Here is an 18363-nt window from a genome sequence, read left to right on the forward strand (position 1 = left end):
CATGGCGGAGGACAGCATCGCGGTCGTGGACCTGGAGCGCTGCCAGCCCGACCGCTGCAACTACGAGTGCAAGAACTACTGCCCGCCGAACCGGACGGGGAAAGAGTGCATCACGCTCCGCGGCGAGGACGCCGACGAGGGCGGCCCCGACCAGGTCCACATCAGCGAGGAGATCTGTCTCGGCGAGACCTGCGGCATCTGCGTCGAGAAGTGTCCGTTCGACGCCATCGAGATCATCAACCTCCCGCAGGAGTTGCAGGACGACCCCGCCCACCGCTACGGCGAGAACGCCTTCGCGCTGTACGGCCTGCCCGTCCCACAGGAGGGGCAGGTGACCGGCATCCTCGGCCCGAACGGGAGCGGGAAGACGACGGCCGTGCGCATCCTCGCGGGCGAACTGGAGCCGAACCTCGGCGAGTTCGCCGACCCGCCGGGCTGGGACGAGGTCCTGGACCGCTACCGCGGGACGGAACTGCAGGACTACCTCGGCGACGTCCGCGACGGCGACGTGACGGTCGCGCGCAAGCCACAGTACGTCGACAAGATCCCGGACCGCTTCGACGGCAAGACCGCGGAACTGCTCGAACCGACCGACGAGCGCGGCGTCCTCGACGACCTGCTCGCGCGTCTGGACATCGAGCACGTCCTCGACCAGGACATCGACAGCCTCTCCGGCGGCGAACTCCAGCGGGTCGCACTGGTGGCGTCGCTCGCCCGCGAGGCCGACTTCTACTTCCTCGACGAGATCACGCCGTATCTGGACATCAGCCAGCGCGTCACCGTCGCGCGCCTGCTCCAGGAGATGGCCGAGGAGGAGGACCGGTCGCTGCTCGTCGTCGAGCACGACCTGGCCATCCTCGACCTGGTCGCCGACAACCTGCACATCGCCTACGGCGAACCGGGCGCGTACGGTGTCATCACCTCGCCGAAGTCGGTGCGCAACGGCATCAACGAGTACCTGAGGGGCTACCTCGACAACGAGAACATGCGCATCCGACCGGACGCCATCGAGTTCGAGGAGCACGCGCCGCGCACCGCGAGCAACGCCGACGTGCTCGTCGAGTACCCCGACCTCCGGAAGTCCTACGGCGAGGGCGAGTTCTCCCTCGACGTCGAGGGCGGCCAGATCCGCGAGAACGAGGTGCTGGGCGTCGTCGGCCCGAACGGCATCGGGAAGTCGACGTTCGCCAAACTGCTCGCCGGCCGCCTCGAATCGGACGAGGGCGAGCTCGACTCCCGGCTTGAGATCTCCTACAAGCCCCAGTACATCGAGATCGACCAGCCGATGCGCGTCGACGCGTTCCTCTCGTCGCTCACCGACGACTTCGGCACGTCGTACTGGAACACCGAGATCGCCCAGCCGCTCCAGCTCGACCGCATCATGGAGCAGAACCTCACCGACCTCTCCGGCGGGGAGCGCCAGCGCGTCGCCATCGCGGCCTGTCTGTCGAAGTCGGCTGACCTCTACCTGCTCGACGAGCCCAGCGCCTACCTCGACGTCGAACAGCGCGTGCGCGCCACGCGCGCCATCCGCCGCTACGCCGAGATGCAGGACGCGACGGTGCTGGTCATCGACCACGACACCTACATGATCGACCTCGTCTCCGACCGCCTGATGGTGTTCGGCGGCGAGCCCGCGGTCCACGGCCACGCCGGCGAGCCGAAGGGGATGCGCGAGGGGATGAACGACTTCCTCGCCAACCTCGACATCACCTTCCGCCGCGACGAGAACGTCGGCCGACCTCGTATCAACAAGCCGGGCAGCCAGCTCGACCGCCAGCAGAAGAACGACGGCGAGTACTACTATACCTAGCGCGGCGAGCAAGGCTGCGCCCGCCACGTTCGGTCGCCTTTTTCCGTCGGGGTCGGGATACCGTCGTCCCCATCCCGCTGTCTCTCCTCCACCGTCGGTTGACCTGTCCTGTCCGGGCGTGAGCGGATTCTCCGACGAGGGGCAGCGACGTGCTCTATCCGTCGTCGAGGTCGCCGACGCGTTCGTAGAGGTTCCGGTGGACGAGCAGTTCGACGCCGTCGTCCTCGACGAAGAACTCGACGGTGGTTCGTTTCGCGCTTCGCTTTGCGACCCGGAAGGTGTAGTCGTTCGGATCGAGCGACGCCGGCATCAGTCGCATCGACTCCACTCCCATCGGGCTGCTGTGCTCGATTTCCAGGAACTCGTCGGTCCGGGAGACGGTCGCCTCCTGGAGTCCACCGTAGGCCGCGTACTCGCCCGTGACGCGACGCTCCTTCCGTTCGACCGCCCGTTTCGGCAACACCCTCTCCGGGTCCGTTCCGGTCGTCGCTGCCAGCAGTTCGATCGCCAGCCGCTCCGGCGAGGTGTCCGGATCCGCGTTACAGCCCAGCGCGATGCCGAGCCCCCGGTCTTCGAGGAACCCCAGGTAGCCCGCGGAGACGCCGGTCCCGCCGCCGTGGCCGACTAGTACGTCGTCCCCGAACGGGCGGGTCATCCAGCCGTAACCGTAGCCGACCTCCGTACCGTCGAGGAGCGTCCTGAACGGCTCGACCGGTTCGACCATCGCAGAAGCGAGGTCGTCGTCGACCGGGAGGTCCCGTTCGTTCCACGCGGCGACGAACGTCGCCAGGTCCGTCACCGGGGCCTGCAGTCCGCCAGGGCCCTCGAACAGCGGATCGTCCGGCAGGCCGACGCCGTGCATCTCGCCGTCTCGCTCGTAGTACGGCGTCATGGCGTCGTTCGCGTCGCCGGTGAGGACGTTCACGTCGAACGTCGACCGGTCCATCCCCAGGGGTTCCAGGAGATTCGTTTCGACGTACTCGGCGAACGGAGCGTCGCTCACTGCCTCGACGAGCCGCGACAGGACGACGTACCCGCTGTTGTAGTACAGACACCGGTCCCCGTCGAGCCGGCGGCGGTCGAGCGAGCCGTCGACGTGCTCCCGGAACTCCTCCCAGCCGTCCAGCGAGTCGTCGTACTCGTCGCCGAGGATCGCGTCCATCAGCGTGATCGTCGCGACGTCGTCGGACGGCATCCCGGACGTGTGCGAGAGGAGTTCGCGCACCGTGATCGGCTCCCCGGGAGCGCCCTCGAAGTACGGAACGTACGAGGACACGGCGTCGTCCAGCGAGACTTCGCCGTCGTCGACCAGCGTCATCACCGCCGTCGCCGTGACGGGCTTCGTCGACGAGCCGATCCCGTACAGCGTGTCCGGGGTCGCTGGTGCCTCCGGGTCGAGCCGTCGTTTGCCGAACCCGTCCGCGAACACTGTCTCTGTCCCGTCCACGACTGCGACGCTGATTCCGGGACAGCCCTGATCGGTGAGAAGTTCCTGTGCCTTCTCTTCGAGCCGTTCGATATCGGTCGTCGACGCCTTCGTAGCGACCATACGTGGTGAAAATCGACTGACGTGATAAGCGTGTGTAGCAACCGATTACTATACAGAAAGTTACATCTATGTGGCGTGCAGTCATCGGGACGGAATGGCGGACCAGCCGCTCACCGGGGGAATCGAGCTCCTGAACCACGAGGTGCGCGCGGAAATATTGCTGGCGCTCGCCGAACGGATGCAGGAACACCCCCGCGACGCGACGCTCCGGTTCTCGGAGTTGCGCGACCGGGTCGGACACGACGACCCGGGGAACTTCAACTACCACCTCAAGCGACTGTCGGGTGCCTTCGTGGAGAAGACCGACGCGGGCTACCGGCTTTCGGACGTGGGCCATCACTTCGTCGCGGTCCTTCTCTCCGGCCGCTTCGACCCCGACAGGCGGCGGGAGTTCCCCGACACCGAGACCTCGTGTCCCGTCTGTGGCGCGCCGTCGACGGTCACCTACGAGGACGGGTCGCTCCGGACGGTCTGTGAAGACGACCACACCATGGTGTTGAACGTCGGGCCCGAGCTTCTCGATTCGCACTCGGTGATAGAGGCACTCGACGTCGCGATGCGCCGGTCGCTGTGGGAAGCCAGGTCGACGATGGACGGGGTCTGTCCGTACTGTGACGGCCAGACTTCCGGGACGGTGACCCGCTATCCCGGCGAGCCTGTCCCGATTCTGTACGAATGGACGTGCGACAGATGCGGCGTCTTCCTCCAGAACAGCGCCGGCGGCTGCGTCCTGTTTCATCCCGCAGTCGTCGGGTTCTGTTACCAGCACGGCGTCGACGTGTTCCAGCGCACCTGGGAGGTACTCGTCGAGAACGTCGAAACGGCCGCCGTCTGCTCCGCGGACCCACTCCGCGTTCAGGTCGCCGTCTCCCTCGAAGGAGAGCGACTGGAGCTCACGCTCGACGACTCGGCGACGGTCGTCGACGTCGCCGACGGCGGTACGTACTCCGTGTCGACGGAGTGATAGGCACAGCAAGGGTATCGGGATGGAAGGGCCGTGCGTGGCAAATGTCAGGGGTGAGTAGTCGTCCGGAGACACGGTGCACCGCGGCCGAACCGGACGCAAGCGAAGCATAGTTACCGCGAGGCGTCGACCACTCGCGCATGAAGGCGGCACTCGTGATTCTCGACGGCTGGGGACTGGGCAGCGAGGACGGCGGCCGGAACGCGGTCGAGGCGGCGGACACGCCGAACTTCGACCGCTACGCCGAGGTGGGCGCGTACGGCACCCTGAACGTGACGGGCCGCCGCGTCGGCTTGCCGGAGGGGCAGATGGGCAACAGCGAGGTGGGCCACCTCAACATCGGCGCGGGCCGCGTCGTGAAACAGGAGTACACGCGCATCAGCGACGCCATCGCGAACGACGAACTCGGGTCGAACGACGCCATCTCGGGGGCCATCGAACACGCCCGCGAGCAGGGCGGTCGGGTCCACTTCATGGGGCTGGTCAGCGACGGCGGCGTCCACTCCGACCAGGAGCACCTCTACGCGCTCGTCGAACTGGCGGCCGAGCGCGGCGTCGAGGCCGTCACCCACGCGTTCACCGACGGCCGCGACACGCCGCCGCAGAGCGGCGAGGGGTTCCTCGCCGGCCTGGAGGACGTGGTCGACGAGCACGGCACCGGCGACGTGGCGACGGTGTCGGGCCGCTACTACGCGATGGACCGCGACCAGAACTGGGAGCGGACCCGCCGAGCGTACGACGCCATCGTCAACCGCCAGGGCGAGCATACGGCGGCGTCGGCGGTCGACGCCGTCCGGGAGTCCTACGAGCGCGGCGACACCGACGAGTTCGTCGAGCCGACGGTCGTCGAGGGCGGCCCCGCGCTCGCCGACGGGGACGCGGTCGTCTTCTTCAACTTCCGCGCCGACCGCGCCCGCCAGCTCACCCGGATGCTGGCCGACGTCGACCCAAACTGGTCGTTCGACACCAGCCCGCCCGACGTCGAACTGACGACGATGACCCAGTACGACGAGGAGTTCGTCCTCCCGGTCGCGTTCCCGCCCCACCGGCCCGAGGACACGCTGGGCGAGGTGCTCGCCGAGCGCGGCCTGACCCAGCTGCGCATCGCCGAATCCGAGAAGTACGCCCACGTCACCTACTTCCTCAACGGCGGGCGCGAACTGGAGTTCGACGGCGAGCGCCGGGAGATCGCCCCGAGTCCGGACGTGCCGACCTACGACCACCAGCCCGAGATGAGCGCCCCCGAGGTGACGGACACGGCCATCGACGTCGTCGAGAGCGACGACCCGGACGTGCTCGTGCTGAACTACGCGAACCCCGACATGGTCGGACACACCGGCGACTTCGACGCCGCCGTCGCGGCGGTGGAGGCCGTCGACGCACAGCTGGGGCGACTCGTCGACGCGCTGGAGGCGGCGGGCGCGCACGTGCTCGTCACGGCCGACCACGGTAACGCCGACGACATGGGGACGCCCGATGACCCCCACACCGCCCACACCTACAACCTCGTCCCCTTCGTCTACCTGACGCCGGACGGCGACGACGGCGGTCGGACGGTCCGGGAGGGCGGGTCGCTCTGCGACGTCGCGCCGACGCTGCTGTCGCTCATCGAGCTCGACCAGCCCGCGGCGATGACCGGTGAGTCGCTGCTGGAGTAGTCGGGACGGGGGTCGCCGCCGGGCGTGGTCGGCGTCCCCTACTCACGGTCGGGGGTCGGCGAACGAGCCCTCCAGCGCCGTCCCGAGGGTGTGACGGAAGCCGGGGCTCAGCGCCACCAGCAGGCCGACGTAGACGACCCCGCCGAGCGAGACCAGCGCGAGCAGGTCGACCCACGACCGGACCCCGAGCGCACCGTGGGCGGCGGAGACGACGCCGTACATGACGACGCTCGCGCCGACCTGGATGCCCACGGGACGGGAGACGGGGTCGAACCGCTCGACGGTCGACCGGAGGAAGGCGACGCAGCCGGCGTACCGGACCGCCTCGGCGACGACGGTGGCGGCGACGACGCCGATGGGGCCGAACCGGAGCGTGAGGACGACGCCGAGCGCGACGTTCACCGCGAGCGCGGCCGCCGAGAGCTTCATGCCGACGTCCGGCCGGTCGAGGCCGTTGACCGCCTGCATGAGCGGCCCGGACTGGGTCCGTATCACGCGGTAGCCCGCCAGTCCGACGAGCAGGAGGGTCGCTTCGGCGTACTCGGGACCGTAGACGGTGACGACCAGCGGGCGGGCGAGCGCGAGCGTCCCGAACAGGATGGGGAAGGCGAGGACGCCGGCGTACGCCACCGTGTTCGACACGTCGCGGCCGACGCCGTTTCCGTCCGCCGCGCGCCCGCTGACCTTCGCCATCAGGCCGCGGCCCGCCACGTCCGCGACGAAGACGGCGGGCAGGGTGAGCTTCCAGGCCACCTCGTAGTAGCCGGCGGCGGCGGGCGCGAGCAGCGCGCCGAGCAGCAGGACGTCCAGGCGGTCGTAGGCGGTGCCGAGCGCCGTCGACGGGACGCTGTAGCGGGCGTAGTCGGCGAGGCTGCGCGCGAACGACCGCGAGGGCAGGGCGGGCCTGGCGGCGACGAAGTAGCCGACGACGGGCAGCACGAGCAGCGACGCGGTCGCCAGGCCGTACACCATCCCGGCGGCCCCGACGGCGGCGACGAAGGCGATCTGCAGCGGGAGGGTGAGCAGCGACCGGAGCGCGTCGATCCAGGTCGCGGCACTGACCCGGCCGCGGCCCTGGACGAGGCTGTCGACGCTCTCGTAGGTCGACTCGGTGGCGAGCAGGGCGACGAACAGCAGCGGGGCGGCGGCCAGCCCGGTGTAGGAGACGAGCGCGTCGCCCGCCAGCAGCGCGACGACGACCGCGACGACGACCCAGCCGGCGTCGAAGACCAGTTGCGCGCCGAACGCGGGCGACCGGAGCGCGTCGCTCTCCGAGAGGCGTTTCTTCGCCGCGAGCGACCAGCCGTTCATCGGCCGGTCGGCGAGCTTCACGACGCCGTAGAGGAGGTAGACGCCGCCGAACTCCGTCGGGCCGAGCCACCGCGCGAACAGTATCGTCCCCGCGAAGCCGATGGCGGCCATCGCGAACTGGGCCACTGCGCCGCCGAGCGTCTCTCGACTCAGGCTGACGCCGGCGGCTTCGCTCATGCGTATCCGAGGTCGCGCAGTTGCGCTTCGACCGCCTCGGAGACGGCGACGTCGTTCTCGGTCTCGGTGCGGTCGAGGTCGTCCAGTAGCGCGTCGAGGCGGTCGCGCGGGTCCTCGGTCTCGCCGACCTCCCGGAAGCCGTCGGGCGTCTCCCAGCCGTAGTAGTCCCGGCTGGCCAGCGCGTGGAGCTCCCGGTCCAGCGGCGACGGGTCGAAGCCGTCGCGGGCGAGCGCGGTGCGGTGGCGGTCGGTCAGCCCGTGGTACCCGACGAGCCAATCTGTGTCCGGCGGCCGTTCGCCGTCGGAGTCAGAAGTGTCCGGCGGCCGTTCGCCGTCGGAGTCAGAAGTGTCCGGCGGCCGCTCGCCGTCGGAGTCAGAAGTGTCCGGCGGCCGCTCGCCGTCGGAGTCAGAAGTGTCCGGCGGCCGTTCGCCGTCGGACTCGTCGGTGTCCTCCAGGTCGTCGCCGAGCAGATTGCGGCCCCGCGACTCGCCCTCCAGGTCGGCGAGGTCGAGCACGGTGCGGTGGACGTCGAGCAGGCTCACGGCCTCGCGCCGCTCGCCGTCGAGGCCCTCGCCGGAGATGCACAGCGGCACCTGCGTTATCTCGGGCGCCAGGCCGCAGAGGTGCTCCCAGTCGCCGCGCTCGCCGAGCGCCTCGCCGTGGTCGGCGAGCGTGACGACGTAGTCGAACTCCCGGCTGAGTTCCGCGAAGATGTCGCGGTACACGTCCGAGAGGTAACGAACGCTGTCGTCGTATGCCTGGCGGATGCGCTCGGGGTCCGCGCCCGGTTCGTCGAGGGTCGCCCGGAGACCGTTCAGCTCCGGCGGGTCGACGGTCTGGTACTCCTCGGGCGGGTCGTACGGCGTGTGGGCCTCCATCAGGTTGACGAAGAGGAACTCGTCGTCGCCGAAGGCGGTGTCGCGGACGAACTCCAGCGCCTCGGCAGCGCCGTCGTCGCGGGTGGCCCGTCCCCAGCCCAGGTCGCGGAGCTTGAGGAGCGCGCCGCGCTTCAGCGACGGGACGGTCGCGCAGTCGTCGGCCAGCACCTTCTTCAGGGCGTACAGGTAGCGCTGTGGGCCCACGTCCTCGGTCTCGACGATGAACCGGTCCCAGTCGAAGCTGTCCTCGGCGAGCGCGCGCAGCCGCCAGCTCCCCTCGAACTGGTCGAACCCGCGGTGGAAGTCGAACGGGCGCGAGACGTTGACGTTCGCGCTGAACGCCCGCGTGGTGTAACCGCCGGCCTGGAACTGCTCCGCGAGGACGGGCTCCTGGCAGTCGAGCAACTGCGCGCCGGCGTAGACGCCGAGTTCGCTGGCGTAGCGTCCGGCGAACAGCGAGGCGTGCGCCGGGACGGTCCAGTGGCTCGTCGAGAACGCGCGCTCGAAGCGCACGCCCGGCAGCCAGTCGAAGTGGTCGTCGAACGCGTCCTTCCGCAACGTGTCGAGCACGACGAGTGCGACGTTCATCTGTATCCAAGGGCGGCGAGTCGGTCGGCGACCTGTGCGTCCGTCGGGTCTGCTTCGTCCGCGCCGGCGTCGTCGGTGCGTTCGGGCGTCGTCAGCGCCGGTTCCGGCTCGTACTCGCCCGAATCGCTGGCGCTCGTGACGATCCACGGCACCTCCCGGAGGACGCGGATGGGGATGCGGTCGGGGTGTCCCCACAGCCCCCACTCGCCGAAGGCGTTGCCGTGGTCGGCCGTGAGGACGACGCGGTCGGCGTCGACGCTGTCGAGCAGCAGGGCGACGTCGTCGAGCACGTATCGGCAGTTCGCGCGGAACGAGCGCCAGACGCGGTCCAGCGAGAGGTCGCCGCGGCGCGTGCGCTCCCAGACGCCCACCCGGTCGCCGAACGACTCGCGGCTCATCTCGCCGCCGGGTAGCGGGTCGGGAACGGACGGGAAGTGGGGCTGCATGTAGTGGACGACCAGCCGGTCGGGGTCGCGCGCCCGGGCGGCGGCGACGGCGCGGGCGGTGACCGCGCGGGCGGGGACGGTACCGCGGTCGTCGTCCCAGGCGTCGCGCCACACCTCCTCGAGCAGGGCGAACCGGTCGGCGTCGAGGTGCTCGGCGGAGTTCGGGTTGGCGGTGACGTGGACGGTGCGAGCGGTCTCGGCCGCGTGCGCCGGTCCGAAGTTCGCCCGCATCCACTCGTCGGAGCGCGTCCCCGCCGACTCGAAGGCGTCGACGCGACCGACGAAGGGGTACTCGTCGGCCACCTCGCGTGCGAGGTCGACCCGGCAGCCGTCGAGGACGACGAGCGCGTCCCACTCGCGGTCGTAGACGGCGTCGCCGTAGTCGGTGCGCTCGCCGACCCGCCGGAGGACGCCCTTGTAGAACTCGTACGCGGACGTCTCGGCACCGCGCCACCCCTCCTCGCGGACGCGCTCGTGCGTCTCCGCCAGCCAGTCGCCGAAGGTCATCCGTCGGCCCCCGAATAGCGGATGCGGTCGACGGCCTCCCAGACGCCGCGCCGCCAGAGCCAGTCGTTGACCTTCCCGAGCGCGGTGTCGGGGACGACGCGTTCCTCGTAGCGTTCGGGGTACTCCCGCTGCAGCCGCGTCTCGAGTTCGTCGTCGATGCGGGCGCGCGTCCGGGGCGGATGCTGCATCACGAGGTCGGGGTCGTACCGCGTCGGGCCGCGTTCCTCCATGCGCCAGCCGAACTCGGTGTCGTCGCGCCAGCCGGCGTACTCGCTGCGGAAGCCGCCCGCGTCGAGCGCCGTCTCCCGGTCGAACGCGAGGTTGCAGCCGACGTACATGCCGGTGCCGCGGTAGGTACGACCGCCCTCGACGCGCCCCTCGACGCAGACGACGTCGTCGTCCGCGAACGCCGCCCGGACGCGGTCGACCCACTCCGGCGGCGGCACGCAGTCGTCGTCGGTGAGCGCGACGACGTCCGCTTCGGCGGCCTCGATGCCGGCGTTGCGCGCCTCGCAGATGTCGAGGTCGGCGTCGTCGACGACCAGCACCTCGAACGCGTCGGCCGTCCCCGCGCGGAGGGCGTCGACCACCTCGTCGTGGTCGTTGGTCGGCAGCGTCGGGACGACGACGGAGACGTCGGGGTCAGCCGACGCGTACGGTCTCCGTATCATCGATCTCGACTGCCGCGCGCCTGTCGGCGGCGGCCACGTGGGCACGGCTGACGACCGTCTGCAGGTTCTCTGCGAACGATGCGTAGTCGTAGCGGCCGGCGAACTCCCGTATCTCCTCGGGGTCGAAGTCGTCGGGGTCGAACCGCCGGACGGTCTCGCGCAGCGACGCCACGGTCGGCTCGAACGCCAGGCCGGTGGTCCCCTCGACGACCTGGTGGCGCGTGAACCCCTCGTCCACGCCGAGCAGCGGCTTGCCCGCCGAGAGGGCCTCCGCGCCGACCAGTCCGAAGTCCTCGTCCTTCGGTGCGTAGACGACCGCCGTCGCCCGGGCGACGAGGCTCTCGACGTCGTCGACGTAGCCGCGTATCTCGACGTTGTCGTGGCCGGCGGCCATCCGTTCGAGGCGCTCCCGTTCGGGACCGTCGCCGGCGACGAGCAGGCGTTCGTCCAGCCCGGTGAAGGCCTCGACGATCAGGTCCATCCGCTTCTCGGGGACGAGCCGCGACCACGTCACGAAGTAGCCGTCGTCGCCGTCGTCGCGCCAGTCGCCCGTGACCGGCGGGTAGACCACGGCGGCGTCGCGGTCGTAGAACCGCCGGATGCGGTCGCGGACGAGTTCGCTGTTGGCGACGAACCGGTCGACGTAGTCGTTGGCCTCCTTGTCGAGCGCGCGCCAGAGTTTCGCGTATCCCCGCACCGCGAACCCGACGCCGGGGTAGTCGAGCGCGCCGAGGCGGTCGCGGTAGCTGTCGTACAGCCAGCGCGGCGGGCTGTGGGGGTAGTGCACCACCGTCTGGTCGACCGCCGGCACGTACGACTTCGACAGCGGCGCGCTCTCCAGCACCACGTCGTACCGTTCGAGGTCCGGGTGCGCGTCGGTCATGTCGAGCGCGACCGACAGCGTCTCCAGCGGGTTCATCCCCTCGTTCTTCCACTCCAGTAGCCGACCGGAGAGCCCGCGCGTGTACTTCGATTGTTTCATCGGGACGACCGTCACGTCGCCGGGGAGGTCGGTCCCCCCGGCCACGTAGGTCGTGAAGATGGGCGCGTCGAGCACCCGGGCGGCCTCGACGGCGAACCGCTCCCCGCCCCCCATCCCCGGGAACCTGTCGTGTAACACCGCTACCGAAACGTCCTCTATCCCGTAGTTCATCTACTACTCCCTGGGTTCGGCGATGCTACGGCCGTCTTACGTATAAATTGAATGTAGTATTTGAAACAGTGTCTGCTCTCGGACTGCTCTCGCCGTTCACGGTGCGGGGGACGTCATAGGTCGTAGAGCTCGCCGTACTTCTCGGTGACGTAGTCGAGGAAGTAGTCGGCGGTGAGCGGTTCGCCGGTGGCTTCCTCGACGAGTTCGTCCGTGGTGTAGCGCTGGCCGTGGCGGTGGACGTTCTCGGTCAGCCACTCGCGGATGGGGCCGAACTCGCCCTCGCGGATGAGCGCCGTCGGGTCGTCGAGTTCGTCCTCGATGGTCGCCCAGAGCTGGGCGGCGAGGACGCTGCCGACCGTGTAGTTCTGGAAGCCGGCGAACCGGCTGGACCAGTGGATGTCCTGGAGACAGCCCTCCGCGTCGGTCTCCGGGCGGACGCCGAGGTACTCGTCCATCAGGTCGTTCCAGCGGGCGGGCACGTCCTCGACGTCGAGGTCGCCGCCGACGAACTCCTTCTCGATCTCCGAGCGGAGGATGATGTGCATGTGGTAGGTCAGCTCGTCCGCCTCGGTGCGGATGCAGTTGTCCGTGTACACCTGGTTGACCGCCTCGTAGGCCTCCTGGACGGTCACGTCCTCTGCCTGCGGGAACCGCTCCTGGAACGTCGGCAGGAACCCCTCCCAGAACGCCTTCGTGCGACCGACGTGGTTCTCCCAGAACCGCGACTGGGACTCGTGGATGCCGGAGCTGCGCGACTCGCCCAGCGGCGTCCCGTACGCCTCGTCGCGGAGCCCGAGCTGGTAGGTGGCGTGGCCGAACTCGTGGACGGTGCTCGTCAGTGCGCCGAGGGGGTCGGACTCGTCGAAGCGCGTGGTGACGCGCGCGTCGAACTGGTTGCCGGACATGAACGGGTGGGGCGCGGTGTCGAGGCGGCCGCGGTCCCAGTCGTAGCCCACGTAGTCGAGCACGTCGCGGGCCAGCGCTTCCTGGGTGTCGACGTCGTACTCGCCCGCGAAGGCGTCCGTCGCGATGTCGGCCCCCTCCGTCCTGATGTCCTCGATGAGCGGGACCAGCCCCTCGCGGAGCTCGTCGAAGATGCGCTCGACGGTCGACAGCGGGAGGTAGGGCTCGCCGTCCTCGAACAGCACCTCGTAGGGGTCCGTCTCCGGGTCGACGTGCTCGGCGCGCTCGACGTGGAGTTCGCGTAGCCGGTCGAGGTAGGGCGCGAACGTCTCGAACTCGTCTTCTTCTTTCGCCTCGCGCCAGGCCTGCTGGGCCTCGCTGACGGTCTCCGACAGCTCCTCGACGAGGCCGCTAGGGACCGTCACCTCGCGCTCGTACTCGCGCCGAATCTCGCGGACGACGGCGGCCTGCTCGTCGTCGAGGTCGGCGTCGGCGAGTTCGTCCAGCAGTTCGCCCGTCCGCTCGTCGGTCAGCAGGTCGTGTCTGACCGACTGGAGCGTCGACAGCTGTTTCGAGCGGGCGGGCGTCCCCTCGTCGGGCATCTTGGTCTGCTGGTCCCAGTAGAGCACGCCGGCGGCGTTGCCCACGTTCGAGATGCGTTGCACCCGGTCGTGCAGTTCCGCGTACGCTTCGTCAGCGTCGGTCTCGGCAGTTGCCATGCGCGTTGGAACTCCGTCACTCGTTATCAAGGTCCGGATAGCGGAACCGCGGCGCGGAGGAGTAGCTCTCGGGGAGTAGCGACGAAGAGAAGCGCCGTCGCCAGGGCTCGAACCTGGGACAACCACGTTAACAGCGTGGTGCTCTACCAGCTGAGCTACGACGGCTTCCGAACGCACTCGTTTGTTGACGCAGTTCGTTCATAGGGCTTTCGCTTTCACCCGACGGCATCGACACGCTTTCACCTCCGCGGGGGGACGTACCCGACAATGACAGCTTTCGAGGACGCCGTCGCGACGGTTCGCGAGCGGGTCGAACCGGACCGGGCGGAGCGCGAGCGCCTCCGCGAAGTCGTCGCCCGTCTCGTCGAGCGGACCGAGGCGGCCGTCGCCGACCTGCCCGTCGAGGCGGACGTGCTCCAGGTGGGCAGCACCGCCCGCGGCACGTGGCTCAGCGGCGACCGCGACATCGACCTCTTCGTGCGCTTCCCGCCGGACCTCGACCGCGACGACCTCGAATCCTGCGGGCTGGACGTCGGTCACGCGGTCCTGCCGGACGGCCACGAGGAGTTCGCCGAGCATCCGTACGTGAAAGGCGAGTTCGAGGGGTTCGACGTCGACCTCGTCCCCTGCTACCGGGTCGAGTCCGCGACCGACATCCGGTCGGCCGTCGACCGCACGCCGTTCCACAACCGGTACCTCCAGGCGCGCCTCGACGACGGCCTCGCGGGCGAGGTCCGCGTGTTCAAGCAGTTCCTCGCGGGCATCGGCGCGTACGGCAGTGACCTCCGGACGAAGGGCTTCTCCGGCTACCTGACCGAACTGCTCGTGCTCGAACACGGCGGCTTCCGCGACCTCCTCGAAGCGGCCGCCGACTGGCACCCGCCGGTCCGCTTCGACCCCGAGGACCACGGGACCCGCACGTTCGACGACCCGCTGGTGGTCGTCGACCCGACCGACCCCGAGCGCAACGTGGCGGCCGTGCTCTCGGACGCCAACCTCGCGCGACTCCAGCACGCCGCCCGCCAGCAACTCGCCGACCCCGACCCCTCTATGTTCTTCCCCGACCCGCCCGCCCCGCTCTCCGCGGCCGACGTCCGCGACTATCTCGCCGACCGCGGGACCACGCCGGTCGCCCTCCGCTTCGCCGCCCCGGACGTCGTCGAGGACCAGCTCTACCCGCAACTGGCGAAGTCGCTGTCCGGCGTCGGCGACGCGCTCGACCGGCGCGACTTCGACGTGCTGCGCGCCGACCTGTTCGCAGACGACTCGGCGGTCCTCCTCTTCGAACTCGCGGTCGCCGAGCGGCCGGCGGTCGAGCGCCACGAGGGGCCGCCGGTCCACGTCCGCGAGCACGCGACGGGGTTCTACGAGGCGTACGCCGACGACGCCGACGCGTACGGCCCGTTCGTCGACGGCGACCGCTACGTGGTCGAGCGCCCGCGCGAGTTCACGACCGCGACCGACTTCCTGGCGAGCGACGCGCTGTTCGACGCGGCGCTCGGCGTGCACGTGGCCGAGGCGCTGCGCGACGACTACGCGGTGCTCGCCGGCGACGAGGTGGCGACACTCGCGGAGGAGTTCGGCGTCGAACTCGCGCGGTACTTCGACCCCGGACCCTGAACGCTGGACGCTGAGCTAGCGGTCTGCCTGTCCTCCGCGAAGAAGCGGGCGCGTCAGTCGGCGGAGAGTAACGGGTGCGTCTCGCGAACCTCGTCGATCAACTCCAGGACGTCATCGTTGGCGCCCTCGTCGGAGACGACCGGTTCGCGGCCGTCGAACACCTCGTGGACGATGCCGACGCCGTCCGAGAGGGTGTCGAGGCTGTAGCCGCCCTCGAGGACGAACGCGAGCGCGGCGTCCGTCTCCTCGGCCGCCTCGCGGACGCGCGCGGTGAGCATCCCGTAGCCCTCGGTCGATACCCGCATCCGGGAGATGGGGTCGTGGCGGTGGGCGTCGAAGCCCGTGCTCACCAGCAGCAGGTCGGGGTCGAACGACGAAAGCACCGGCGCGACGAGGTCGTCGAACGCGGTGCGGTACTCGGGGTCGCCCGACCCGGCCGGGAGCGGGGCGTTGAGCGTCGTCCCCGCCGCGTCGCCGTCGCCGACCGCGTCGACGTCCCCCGTGCCCGGGTAGAGGCCGTCCTCGTGCAGCGACGCGTAGAACACGTCGTCGTCCTCCTCGAAGATCTCCTGCGTCCCGTTGCCGTGGTGGACGTCCCAGTCGAAGATGGCGACGCGGTCGGCGTCGCCGGCGTCGAGCGCGTGCCGGGCGGTGACCGCGACGTTGTTGAAGAAACAGAACCCCATCGCGTCGTCGACGAGGGCGTGGTGGCCCGGCGGTCGCCCGAGCGCGAACGGCGTCTCGCGCCCTGCGTCGCCGGCCAGCGCGGCCGACGCCGCCCAGCGCGCGAGGCCCGCACTCTGGAGTGCGGCGTCCCAGGTCGCCTCGACGGCGACGGTGTCGGGGTCCCAGTTGCCGCCGCCGTTCGCGCAGAACTCGCGGAACTCCTCGACGTAGTCGGCGTCGTGGACAGCGGTCACCGTCGCCTCGTCGGCGGGGTCCGCCTCGACGTACTCGACGCCGTGGCGGCGCGCGAGCGTCTTCCGGATGGCGCGCAACCGGTCCGGGCTCTCCGGGTGGCGCCCGCCGGTGTCGTGTTCCAGACAGACCTCGCTGTAGCCGAACTTCATTCGAACAGTTCGAAGTACGTCTCGATGTCCTCGGCCTTAACGGTTCTGCGGTCGGCGTGCCGCGCGAGGACGGCCGCCGCCTTCGCGACGTTGTCCGCGTAGTCCTCGAGGATGTCCGCGAGCGCGATTCGCGCGTTCATCGATACCCGGTAGTCGTCGCCGATGTCGAGTCGGGCGATGCGGTCGACGGGCGCGACGGGCAGCGTGAGGTCGTTCTTGTCGACGACCTGTTCGACCTCGAAGTCTTCGGCCATCAGCGTCTTCCGTCCGTCGGCGGTCGCGCGCTCGGCCGCGTCCGCCGCGAGTTCGGCCCCGTGGACCTGGATGCGATGGGCCAGTTCCTCGGCGGCGTCCGCACTGACTCGGAGATCCCCCGCATTCCGTCGGATGATGGTGTCGACCGGCGCAAACGGAAGCTCAACGCTCATGGTCCAAAGGCGGAAGCCTGTTGTCCTTAATCTTTCCCTACCGTCGTTTCCTCGAAACCCGAACTCGACAGACAGCCGCCAGCAGGTCTACAAACGTTGCTCCCGACCCCGTTCGTGTGTCCGACGAACACGAACGCGACCGCACGATGGCGAAGGAGAAAGGCGAGGAAGAATCGCCGACCGAGGACGAGGCCGAAGCAGAGCACGCTCGCGAGGAGGAACTGGAGGACGAGACCAGGGTCGAGCACGACCAGGCGCGCGAGGACGCCGCTGCCGAGGAGCAGAACGTCGACGACCACCGCGACGGAGAACCACACCAGAGCTAGCGGTCGCCGGCTCGCGACCGCCGGCCGGTCCTGAACTGCACTCTTCTGCGCTAGAACACGTCGTCGGCGTCGAGGCGGCCGTCACGCAGCTCGCCCCGCGCGGTGACCTCCTGCCCGAGGTGCACGTCGGCGTCCGTCTCCACGCTGACCGTCTCGTCGCCGTCGTCGAGCACCACGGGACTTCCCGCCTGCACGACCGTCCCGGTGAACTCGACGTGCTCGCCGTCGCTCGCCGGTTCGTCGCTCGTCGCACCGCCCGCCGTCGACGCACTCTCGTCCGTCGTTCCCGACGAGTCGTCGCCGAACGCGTCGAGGCCGGTGTCGGCTCCGCTACCGCCGTCGCCCGTCGACTCAGCCGAACCACCGCCCGCGCCGACGTCGTCGCCGCTCTCGAGGACGGTCACCGTTGACTGCCAGCCGGCGGATCCCTCGATGTCGTCCTCCCAGCCGTCCTGGACGTCGATGTCGGCGAACTGGACCTTGTCCCCGGGCGCGATGTCGCGGTCGGCCTTCTCGCCCCAGAGGGCGATGCGGATGTCGCCCGTCTCGTCCTGCACGCGCACGTTGCGCACCTGCCCCTCGGAGCCGTCGTCGCGGTCGAACGTCCGTTTCGGGTCGGCCGACCGGACGACGCCGGCGACGTCGGCGGTGTCTCCGAGCTGCAGGTCGGCGATGTCGGTGCTCTCGGGGACGTACTCGACCTCCTCGTCGATCTCCTCGACGGCGCCGCGGTTGCCGACGTGGAGTTCGAGGTTGCCGTCGCGCTCGCGGACGTAGCCGTCGACGATCTCGACGGAGATGCCGGGGTCGAGCTCCTCGGCGAGGTCGGCCCGGTCGTCCCAGAGCGTGACCCGTACGCGGCCCGTCTCGTCGCCGACCGTCAGGTTGGCGACCTTCCCCTGCGAGCCGTCGTCGCGGTCGAAGGTGCGCACCGAGTCGGTGTCGAGCAGCTTCCCGCGGAGGTTCACGTCCGAGAGGCCGAGCGAGAGGTCCTCGACCGCGTAGGTGTCCTGTATCTGGACGTCGACCTCGGTGTCCTCGTCCGGTTCGGCCTGGTCGACGGCGACCTCGGTGCCGTTGTAGCCGTCCTTCGGGCGGCCCTTGATGCGCAGCACCTGCCCCTTCTCGAGTCCCTCCTCGGCGGCCTTCGCCTGCTCGTCCCAGAGCGAGATGCGGATGGACCCGGTCTCGTCGGCGACTTCGACGTTCAGCACGTAGCCGTCCTCGTCCTCGCCGTCGCGTTCGAACGTCCGCACGTCGCCGACGCTGACGACCTTGGCGACGAACTTCGCTTCCTCCATACCGGGTTCGACGTCCGCGACGCCGTTCACCTCGTTCTCCCCGAGTTCGTGGGCGATGAGCATCGCGGCGGTTTCCTCGTCCGCCAGCCCGCCCATCTGGTCGACCTTGTCCTCGACCGCTTCCCGGAACTCCTCCAGAGAGACGTCGGCGTCGAGGTCCCCGTGTACGTCCTCTATAACGCCCATAATCGTACTGAAATGGTGGATTGGCCGTTGCTTAAGCGTTGTCCTTGACCTGGAGACCCGCCGCAGTCCCGCGATTTGATCGTCGTTCCGCTCAC

At 69.6% G+C, this 18363-nt stretch carries 15 protein-coding genes and 1 tRNA gene; 5 read left to right on the forward strand and 11 right to left on the reverse strand.

Annotated features, from left to right (window positions below):
• The first annotated feature begins 1 nt into the window (after nucleotide 1).
• Complete coding sequence (locus tag NKT36_RS10080) at nucleotides 2–1813, forward strand: ribosome biogenesis/translation initiation ATPase RLI (protein WP_327050917.1); 1812 nt, start codon at nucleotides 2–4, stop codon at nucleotides 1811–1813.
• Between the two features lie 154 nt (nucleotides 1814–1967).
• Here NKT36_RS10080 and NKT36_RS10085 read toward each other — a convergent pair whose 3' ends face one another.
• Nucleotides 1968–3362 (reverse strand): serine hydrolase, encoded by a 1395-nt coding sequence (locus tag NKT36_RS10085; protein WP_327050918.1) that lies wholly within the window; start codon nucleotides 3360–3362, stop codon nucleotides 1968–1970.
• Nucleotides 3363–3456: 94 nt separating this feature from the next.
• On the opposite strand from NKT36_RS10085, the gene NKT36_RS10090 reads away from it, so the two are divergent.
• On the forward strand, nucleotides 3457–4326 hold the full coding sequence (locus tag NKT36_RS10090) for a winged helix-turn-helix domain-containing protein (protein ID WP_327050919.1): 870 nt from the start codon (nucleotides 3457–3459) through the stop codon (nucleotides 4324–4326).
• A 140-nt stretch (nucleotides 4327–4466) separates the two neighbouring features.
• Entirely contained in the window at nucleotides 4467–5984 is a 1518-nt protein-coding gene (gene gpmI, locus NKT36_RS10095; protein WP_327050920.1) for a 2,3-bisphosphoglycerate-independent phosphoglycerate mutase, read from the forward strand.
• Nucleotides 5985–6026: 42 nt separating this feature from the next.
• Here gpmI and NKT36_RS10100 read toward each other — a convergent pair whose 3' ends face one another.
• The 7 genes from NKT36_RS10100 to NKT36_RS10130 form a co-directional block, all read right to left on the reverse strand.
• A complete protein-coding gene (locus NKT36_RS10100; protein WP_327050921.1) occupies nucleotides 6027–7472 on the reverse strand; it encodes a lipopolysaccharide biosynthesis protein in 1446 nt (481 codons plus the stop codon).
• Complete coding sequence (locus tag NKT36_RS10105) at nucleotides 7469–8938, reverse strand: sulfatase-like hydrolase/transferase (protein ID WP_327050922.1); 1470 nt, start codon at nucleotides 8936–8938, stop codon at nucleotides 7469–7471. Before NKT36_RS10105 ends, NKT36_RS10100 begins: the two co-directional genes overlap by 4 nt.
• Nucleotides 8935–9891 (reverse strand): hypothetical protein, encoded by a 957-nt coding sequence (locus NKT36_RS10110; protein WP_327050923.1) that lies wholly within the window; start codon nucleotides 9889–9891, stop codon nucleotides 8935–8937. The genes NKT36_RS10105 and NKT36_RS10110 overlap by 4 nt, the downstream gene beginning before the upstream one ends.
• Nucleotides 9888–10562: a glycosyltransferase gene (locus NKT36_RS10115; protein ID WP_327050924.1), complete on the reverse strand. Its 675-nt coding sequence runs from the start codon at nucleotides 10560–10562 to the stop codon at nucleotides 9888–9890. Before NKT36_RS10115 ends, NKT36_RS10110 begins: the two co-directional genes overlap by 4 nt.
• Nucleotides 10534–11715, reverse strand: a complete 1182-nt coding sequence (locus NKT36_RS10120) for a glycosyltransferase (RefSeq protein ID WP_327050925.1) — start codon at nucleotides 11713–11715, stop codon at nucleotides 10534–10536. The genes NKT36_RS10115 and NKT36_RS10120 overlap by 29 nt, the downstream gene beginning before the upstream one ends.
• A 113-nt stretch (nucleotides 11716–11828) precedes the next feature.
• Nucleotides 11829–13337: a carboxypeptidase M32 gene (locus tag NKT36_RS10125; protein ID WP_327050926.1), complete on the reverse strand. Its 1509-nt coding sequence runs from the start codon at nucleotides 13335–13337 to the stop codon at nucleotides 11829–11831.
• 92 nt (nucleotides 13338–13429) lie between these two features.
• Nucleotides 13430–13502 (reverse strand) — tRNA-Asn (locus tag NKT36_RS10130).
• 102 nt (nucleotides 13503–13604) lie between these two features.
• Between NKT36_RS10130 and cca the strand changes: the two genes are divergently transcribed.
• The gene (gene cca, locus NKT36_RS10135; protein ID WP_327050927.1) at nucleotides 13605–14957 is read left to right on the forward strand and encodes a CCA tRNA nucleotidyltransferase; all 1353 of its coding nucleotides are present in this window, start codon (nucleotides 13605–13607) and stop codon (nucleotides 14955–14957) included.
• 53 nt (nucleotides 14958–15010) lie between these two features.
• On the opposite strand, the gene NKT36_RS10140 is transcribed toward cca, so the two are convergent.
• Nucleotides 15011–16027, reverse strand: coding sequence for a histone deacetylase family protein (locus NKT36_RS10140; RefSeq protein WP_327050928.1), 1017 nt, complete (start codon nucleotides 16025–16027; stop codon nucleotides 15011–15013).
• Nucleotides 16024–16455 (reverse strand): histone, encoded by a 432-nt coding sequence (locus tag NKT36_RS10145; protein WP_327050929.1) that lies wholly within the window; start codon nucleotides 16453–16455, stop codon nucleotides 16024–16026. Before NKT36_RS10145 ends, NKT36_RS10140 begins: the two co-directional genes overlap by 4 nt.
• A 116-nt stretch (nucleotides 16456–16571) precedes the next feature.
• Between NKT36_RS10145 and NKT36_RS10150 the strand changes: the two genes are divergently transcribed.
• On the forward strand, nucleotides 16572–16781 hold the full coding sequence (locus NKT36_RS10150) for a hypothetical protein (RefSeq protein WP_327050930.1): 210 nt from the start codon (nucleotides 16572–16574) through the stop codon (nucleotides 16779–16781).
• 50 nt (nucleotides 16782–16831) lie between these two features.
• Here NKT36_RS10150 and NKT36_RS10155 read toward each other — a convergent pair whose 3' ends face one another.
• Entirely contained in the window at nucleotides 16832–18268 is a 1437-nt protein-coding gene (locus tag NKT36_RS10155) for a single-stranded DNA binding protein (protein WP_327050931.1), read from the reverse strand.
• Between the last annotated feature and the right edge of the window lie 95 nt (nucleotides 18269–18363).

The sequence above is a fragment of the Halomicrococcus gelatinilyticus genome (assembly GCA_024227995.1).
In the GTDB taxonomy this organism is placed as follows: domain Archaea; phylum Halobacteriota; class Halobacteria; order Halobacteriales; family Haladaptataceae; genus Halomicrococcus; species Halomicrococcus gelatinilyticus.